This window comes from Candidatus Neomarinimicrobiota bacterium, from assembly GCA_036476315.1.
Lineage (GTDB): Bacteria > Fidelibacterota > Marinisomatia > Marinisomatales > S15-B10 > JAZGBI01.
Genome location: JAZGBI010000010.1, coordinates 1 through 7,496 on the forward strand (window position 1 = coordinate 1; position 7,496 = coordinate 7,496).

The window sequence follows — 7,496 nt, forward strand, 5'->3', positions numbered from 1 at the left end:
CTATTCCTGTTTCGTGTCGGAACAGACCCGGTTGCCATTCATGACAATGTGGGATGCGGTCGGAGCGATCTTGGCACTCATGAAAGCCCCAAAGAACTCACTTCGCCGGGCGGTGTATCACGTCGCAGCATTCAGCCCCTCTGCCAGGGATTTCCGGGAGAAGATTGTCTCTTTTTTCCCGAATGCCGAGATAGATTTCGCGGTGGACGAGAACCGACAATCCATCGTGGATAGCTGGCCTATGGATATTGACGATACGGCAGCCCGTGAGCAGTGGGGATGGAATCCGGAATATGATTTCGACGGCGCGTTTGAAGACTACTTGATACCTGAGATCCGGAAAAGGTACAACCCTTGAGATTCCTGACTCGATCCGGTGTCATCCTGATATTCTAGGGAGGAACCATGCATATAGTTCAAACGAGACTGACGGAAGAACTCCATAATATCAGAGATTCCGGCTTGTTCAAGGAGGAACGTGTCATAGAGTCCCAGCAGCAAGCTGACATCAAGGTCAAGGGTAAATCCGTTCTCAACTTCTGTTCAAACAATTACCTGGGCCTGGCAAACAGTCCGGAGCTCATCAGGGCGGCGCAGATGGGTCTCGAAAAATGGGGATTTGGGCTCAGCTCGGTACGGTTCATCTGCGGGACGCAGACGATTCACAAGAATCTGGAGCGGAGAATTTCAGAATTTCTTCAAACGGATGATACGATTCTCTACACATCGTGCTTTGATGCCAACGGCGGCTTGTTTGAGACTCTCCTGGGGCCCGAAGACGCCATCATTTCAGACCAGTTGAATCACGCATCCATTATTGATGGAATAAGGCTCTGCAAGGCGGGCCGGTTTCGATTTGAGCATGCGAACATGAACGCTCTTGAGAAAGTGCTGGAAGAGACCCGGTCTCACCGTACCAGACTTATTGCCACAGATGGTGTCTTCTCCATGGATGGAGATGTGGCAAAACTGGATGTCATCTGCGATCTTGCCAGGAAATTTGACGCACTCGTACTGGTGGACGATTCCCATGCTTCGGGATTTTTTGGTCCCACAGGCCGCGGTACTGCGGAGCAGTGCGGAGTCCTGGGCCGGGTGGATATCATCACCTCGACTCTGGGAAAGGCGCTTGGAGGGGCTAGCGGTGGTTTCACGTCAGGTCGGAAGGAAATCATCGACCTCCTCCGGCAGAGATCCAGGCCTTACCTTTTCAGCAATACCCTGGCTCCCCCTATCGTGGCCGCCAGTATTGCCTGCCTCGACATGCTGTTTGATACCACCGAACTGAGAGACCGCCTCGAAGTAAACACCCGCTACTTCCGGAAAGAGATGACGGATGCTGGATTTGACATCAAGCGGGGGATCCACCCAATCGTTCCCATCATGCTGGGTGATGCCAAACTGGCTCAGGACATGGCGGCGGATCTTCTGAACGAGGGGATTTACGTGATCGGATTCTCCTACCCCGTTGTGCCTAAAGGAGAAGCCCGGATCCGCGTACAGGTGAGCGCTGCCCACACAAAGAAGCACCTGGACCGGGCAGTGGAGGCGTTTAAGGAAGTGGGCAGGAAGTATGGTGTGGTGTGACTTCTGGCCACAGAGAACAGAGAGGACTTGAGTTTGCTGTCAAAATGTTCATCCAGTCTGATCTATTCACGAGCCACCCTGTGCGCCTCAAACCACATTCAGTATTTTCTTCATTAATTTTGATTTGACAACCTTTTGAATTCTGTTGTTTTGTGGTCCTTGGCGTTCTTCTCCCTCCGTAGGAGACCCCACGGGTTACAGGGACTACCTTGGAGGTGGCGAATCTCATCTCAAGATCCTTTGGAAGATCCTGTGGATAATTGAGGTTGGACGTCAGACACCAAGTACGCCAGGAATACTAGAGTATATTTATTTCTCTGTGCTCTCTGTGGCTAGTCAATGAAGTTGAAAATGATTGACATCGAGAAGATGCTCAGGCTAAATTCGCCACCGCTTTTCCGAAGAGATACTCTCGACGAAACCTTCGAGATACGGAATGTTTGAGAAGAATACTCCCCGTCTGATCATCATCGGCATTGTGCTCCTCTGGGCTGTCTACGCCCTTTACCCCACTTTCAAGTATCAAACGCTAGATCCGGACGAGCTAGAAACTCTCCGGCAAACGGGGAAATTGGATGAACTGGAGAAAAGGACTATCAGGCGCGGTCTTGACCTCCAGGGCGGCATGCACATCGTCCTTGAAGTAGACATTCAGACGCTGTATGAAAACCTGGCCTCCAACAGGAATGAAAAGTTTTACGATGTCCTCAATGCTGCCAGAGAAAGAGCCGAGAAGACGGAACAGGATTTTGCCCGAGCCTTCATGACCGAGACTGAGGCAAACGAGTTAAGACTGAGACGCTACTACCCCGACTTTGGATCATCCAATCAAGCCATCATGTCTGCACTTGAGAACGAGTCTGTGGATGCCATCAACCGTGCCCTGGAGATTCTTCAGAATCGCGTTGATCAATTCGGCGTATCAGAACCGACCTTACAGAAACAGGGGAATCGAAGAATCATTGTTGAACTCGCCGGCATTCAGGATCCCGACAGGGCGAGAGCGCTCCTTGAAAGTACCGCCCAGCTCGAGTTCGTACTTCTCAAAGATCCAGACATCACTCAAGATTTTCTCACACGGATCGATAGATCTCTCAGGGGGAGAGAGGAACTCGTGGAGGTGACAGGCGATACGGCGGTGGGAATGGCAGAAGCTGGGGAGACAACGGAAGCAGTGCAAACAAGGACCGCCCAGGAAAAAGAAGTGACACTGACAGAACTCTTTGGAGAAACGGCACCTGAGGATACCACTGAAGAGGATACTTCAAGCGTTCTCGTTGACGAGCAATTGTTTGAGGAGCGCCCCTTCTCATCGCTCCTGAGAAATCTGGGCAACGATCTGGGTGTTCCTGAACAGAACGTATTTGCAGTAAGAAGAATCCTGGAAATGGCAAATACCCGGGAGATTCTGAGAGCGGGTGCCGGGCGGCTGGCCTGGAGCACGGACAGGGAATTCTGGAACAGTCCCGACGGAGCTCAGGAGGCCTTCTTCCGGCTTTACCATCTCGATGCTGAACCGGGCTTAACGGGGGGCGTTATAGAAGAGGCGACGGAGGACCTGTATAACGGTCAGCCCATTGTCAGTCTGAGCATGAATTCCGAGGGCGCCAAAACTTGGTCCCGCCTAACGGGTGCGAACGTGGGCCGACGGGTGGCCATCGTCCTGGACAAGAAAGTCCATATGGCTCCCGTGATCAGGACGAAGATCACCGATGGCCGTACCCAGGTGGAAGGATTCTCCAACATGGCGGAAGCCAAGGATATCGCTATCGTACTCCGGGCGGGCGCGTTGCCTGCCCCTGTGGACATCATCGAGGAACGCACTGTGGGGCCTTCCCTTGGACTGGACTCCATCCAAATGGGGACCCGATCCATCATCATTGGCCTCGTTCTTGTGCTTTGCTTCATGGTCATCTACTACAAAATGTCCGGTATTATTGCAGCTTTTGCCGTTAGCTGGAACCTTATTCTCGTTCTTGCCGTTCTGGCCATGCTGAAAGCCACGCTGACCCTTCCGGGGATTGCGGGACTGATTTTGACCGTTGGCATGTCTGTGGATGCAAACGTCATCATATTTGAGCGAATCCGGGAAGAATTTGCGAAGGGTAAGACTGTGAAGGCCGCGATTGATAGCGGCTACTCCCGGGCTCTCACCACCATCATCGATGCCAATGTTACCACCATTCTGGCTGCGCTGGTACTCATGCAATTCGGGACAGGTCCTCTCAAAGGATTTGCTGTCGTGCTCTTCTGGGGTATTACCATCAGTATGTTCACCGCTATTTTCACCACCCGGACCATCTTCAATGTCGTCACTTCAAGACGGCACCTGCAGAAACTGAGCATATGAGATTCCTGAAAGAAACGCACATCAATTTTCTTGGAATGCGCCGATTTGGCTTTGTCGTTTCAGGTGCCCTTATCCTGGCGGGACTGGTATCTCTTTTCCTTCAAGGGGGACCGAGACTTAGTATCGACTTCGAAGGGGGAACGCTGGTCCAAATCCAGTTCAGGGAAAACGTGGACATTTCCAGTATCCGCACGGCCCTGGAGATGATCAATATGGACAACAGTGAAATTCAAACGTTCGGTGCCCCCAACGAGATCTTGATCCGCCTCAAGACGTTCCAGGAAACCGAATCGCTCACGGCACAACTCTCGAACAGCATAAAGCAGGTTCTTCCCCACGAAGAGCTTGAGTTCAGACGCATTGAGACGGTGGGACCCAAGATCGGTTCTGAACTCAGCAGCAAAGCACTCCTTGCGGTTTTTTCCGCCATCGCAGGTATTCTCATATACATCTCCATCCGGTTCGAGTTCAAGTTTGCCATGGGAGCCATTGCCGCGCTCGTTCATGATGTCCTCATCACACTCGGCATTTTCTCCATCATGAACTATGAAATCTCCCTGGCCATCATCGCTGCTTTCCTCACCATTGTAGGGTATTCTCTTAATGACACCATCGTCGTTTTTGACCGGATCCGGGAGAACCTGAAACGGTTCAAACAGGAATCCTACGTTTCCATCATTGACCGGAGCATCAATGAATCGCTGTCGAGGACAATTATCACATCACTCACAACCTTTGTCGTTGTCTTCACTCTCTGGATCGCAGGGGGCGAGGTGATTAGGTATTTCGCTTTTGCCATGATCGTTGGTGTCATTGTGGGAACCTACTCCTCCATATTCATCGCCAGCCCTGTTGTCGTCATCTGGCAGGAAAAGGCGGGCCGGGGCGAAAGTTCCTAAGTTCTCCAGACTCTGAATCGATCAATTCAGGATACCTGCGCTTCATCTGGACAGTGGATTTTTCATTTCACGGATTCGTGGATGTGTTCCTTTCTCCCGGCCATAAGTAGCTGAGTAATCTGTGCGCCCGAAAGTTCTCTTTCTGTACATTCTTCTGTGTGCCGTCTGGAGCACCACCTGGCTTGTTCTGAAAATAAGCCTCACGGGAACACCGCCCATTCTGGGAGTTGCTCTCAGATTCTCCATTTCTGCATTCGTACTCTGGATGATTTTCTTCCAGAGGAGGGAAAAACTGACCTTCACAAGACCGGCAATAAAGGTCTATCTGGGATTCGGTGTCCTGAATTTCGCCACCTCCTATACACTCACCTACTGGGGAACCCAGTATATCTACTCCGGCCTTTCTGCCATTCTCTGGGCGACACTGCCCATTTTCGTTGCTATCATGGCTCACTTCATGCTGCCAGATGACCCGCTTACAATCCGGAAAATTGTTGGGGGAACAGTTGGTCTGCTGGGAACCTCTTTCATTTTCTTCCGAGGTGCGGAATCGTTCGAGGATTTCAATCTCATCGGTGTCCTGGCCATTCTTCTGGCGGTTATCATAGCCGCGGGACCCAACGTTCTCTATAAACTGCATCACCAAACGGTGTCACCACTTCATGTGAATGTGGTTGCCCAGACGGTTGCCGCCGTTCTACTTTTTCCCCTTTCGTGGATCCTTGAGGAGCCCGGAACCATGGTGTGGGATTCGGTCAATATCGCCGCCCTGCTCTACCTCGCTCTCTTCGGAACAGTCTTCACCTGGTCCGTCTACATTTGGCTGCTGACTCAGTTGACGGTCACTCAAGTGTCCGCTGTGGCTTTGATTCCCCCGGCGATGGCCGCATTACTGGGATGGGCGTTTCTGGGAGAGACTTTCACACCCAGAATGATGGTTGGCTCGATTCTGATCCTGCTGGGTGTCTTAGTGGTAAACTTGCACAGGAAGCCGATAAGAGAGAGGGGATCGAGGTGAGGTTCGAAATCCGGCCAGCTGCGGACTTCGACTTCTATCGCGGTCTGGAAGATGTGACTCGTGAACCTTTTGGACTGACGGAATGTCTGAATGGGGATCGATACACAACAGTCCTTTTCCAGGAGATTCTCACGATCAGACAGGAGATGACCGGCGGTGACCTCGTGGCCGAATGGGACGGGAATAGCCTCAAACAGAGGCCCATCATTGAGGGAGAAATTAGAAGACGGTTTGGCCTGGACCAGGACCTGAATGCGTTTAAGTGTTCTGTAAGAGACGATTCAAAGTTGGGTCCCGTTGTTGAAAGACTAAGTGGACTGACGGTATTTCAGAAATCCACCCCTTTCGAGGCCCTCGTCTCCGCCATCACCGATCAGCAACTAACCGTCCATTTTGCCACAACACTGAAACGGAGGCTGATCGAAACATACGGCGAAAGAATAGATCGTGGTGATATTCGTCTCTGGAACTTCCCGTCACCTGAAACTCTCGCGAACATTGAGGACCAGGACCTGCGCCCTCTTCAATATTCCGGTTCAAAAAGTCGGTCGATTGTTCAACTGGCAAAAGGCGTGGTCTCCGGAGATTATCCGCTTTATGAATGGGGAGGACTCAACGATGAGGATCTGCAGGAGAACCTCATGGGAATCTATGGTGTCGGTAGATGGACGGCAGAATACACCGCCCTTGTCGGATACGGCCGGAGCGATGTCATTCCTGCAGCCGACATTGGACTGCAGAGGGCCGTGGGCATTCTGTATGAAATGACTGACCGGCCGCAGGAGTCCGAAGTAAGAACTCTGGCAGAGAGGTGGCGTCCGTTCCGGGGATTTGCCACCTACTATATCTGGCATGAATTCGAATAGGAGGAAAAGTCGAATGATCCACTATACTTTCTTCAACTCACCTGTGGGGAGAATATCTATCGCCAAATCGGAGAGAGGTATCTGCCGGATTGGACTCCCTGGCGAATCGGAAGATTCCTTTCTTGCCTGGCATCGAAAATACTTCCCGGGAGAGAATGTGGTGAAAAGCGGACCGGCCCTGTCCGACGCCGTGGAGGAATTGATGCGCTACCTCGCTGGCGAATTGAGAGTGTTTTCGCTCGCGCTCGATCTGAGAACGTCCTTATTCAGACAAAAGGTGCTGGAGGAGGTTAGGACTATCCCCTACGGCGAGACGGCTTCCTACAAGGAGATTGCCGAAAGAATGGGCAAACCGGGTGCCGCTCGAGCGGTGGGAGGGGCCAACGCTCATAACCCTCTTCCCATCGTTATTCCATGCCACAGAGTCGTGGCCCACGATGGAACGCTCGGTGGATATGGCGGTGGCCTTAATCTGAAAGAGCATTTACTTCAGCTGGAAGGCGCACCTTGACGAAGAAGGTCCGCTCGGCTGGGACACTCCCCTGGTTGTGATTGTCCAATTGTTCTTTCGGACGTAATTTTCCGTTCGACATATGGGTCGCTTACTCAAGAGGATTCGGGGAAAGATCGTGGCCGGTCTGGTTACCATCGCCCCCATCGCTGCCACAATCTATGTCATCAAGTTTCTCTTCAACATATTTGACAACTTCCCTCTTCTGGACCGGCTTCTTCCACGGGAGATCCCCGGACTGGGTCTCATCCTGTCACTCTTTGTA

The 7,496-nt window shown here is 51.9% G+C and carries 7 protein-coding genes; all 7 read left to right on the forward strand.

Annotated features, from left to right (window positions below; all coding sequences use genetic code 11):
* On the forward strand, positions 1-358 hold a 358-nt coding region (locus tag V3U24_01040; GenBank protein ID MEE9166040.1), incomplete at its 5' end, for an epimerase.
* Positions 359-405: 47 nt separating this feature from the next.
* On the forward strand, positions 406-1,587 hold the full coding sequence (kbl, locus tag V3U24_01045) for a glycine C-acetyltransferase (GenBank protein ID MEE9166041.1): 1,182 nt from the start codon (positions 406-408) through the stop codon (positions 1,585-1,587).
* 436 nt (positions 1,588-2,023) lie between these two features.
* Positions 2,024-3,937: a protein translocase subunit SecD gene (secD, locus tag V3U24_01050; GenBank protein MEE9166042.1), complete on the forward strand. Its 1,914-nt coding sequence runs from the start codon at positions 2,024-2,026 to the stop codon at positions 3,935-3,937.
* Entirely contained in the window at positions 3,934-4,836 is a 903-nt protein-coding gene (gene secF / locus V3U24_01055; GenBank protein MEE9166043.1) for a protein translocase subunit SecF, read from the forward strand. The genes secD and secF overlap by 4 nt, the downstream gene beginning before the upstream one ends.
* Positions 4,837-4,957: 121 nt before the next feature.
* The gene (locus V3U24_01060; GenBank protein ID MEE9166044.1) at positions 4,958-5,854 is read left to right on the forward strand and encodes a DMT family transporter; all 897 of its coding nucleotides are present in this window, start codon (positions 4,958-4,960) and stop codon (positions 5,852-5,854) included.
* Positions 5,851-6,720, forward strand: a complete 870-nt coding sequence (locus V3U24_01065; GenBank protein ID MEE9166045.1) for a hypothetical protein — start codon at positions 5,851-5,853, stop codon at positions 6,718-6,720. The genes V3U24_01060 and V3U24_01065 overlap by 4 nt, the downstream gene beginning before the upstream one ends.
* A gap of 13 nt (positions 6,721-6,733) precedes the next feature.
* On the forward strand, positions 6,734-7,231 hold the full coding sequence (locus V3U24_01070) for a methylated-DNA--[protein]-cysteine S-methyltransferase (GenBank protein MEE9166046.1): 498 nt from the start codon (positions 6,734-6,736) through the stop codon (positions 7,229-7,231).
* Positions 7,232-7,496 lie beyond the last annotated feature (265 nt).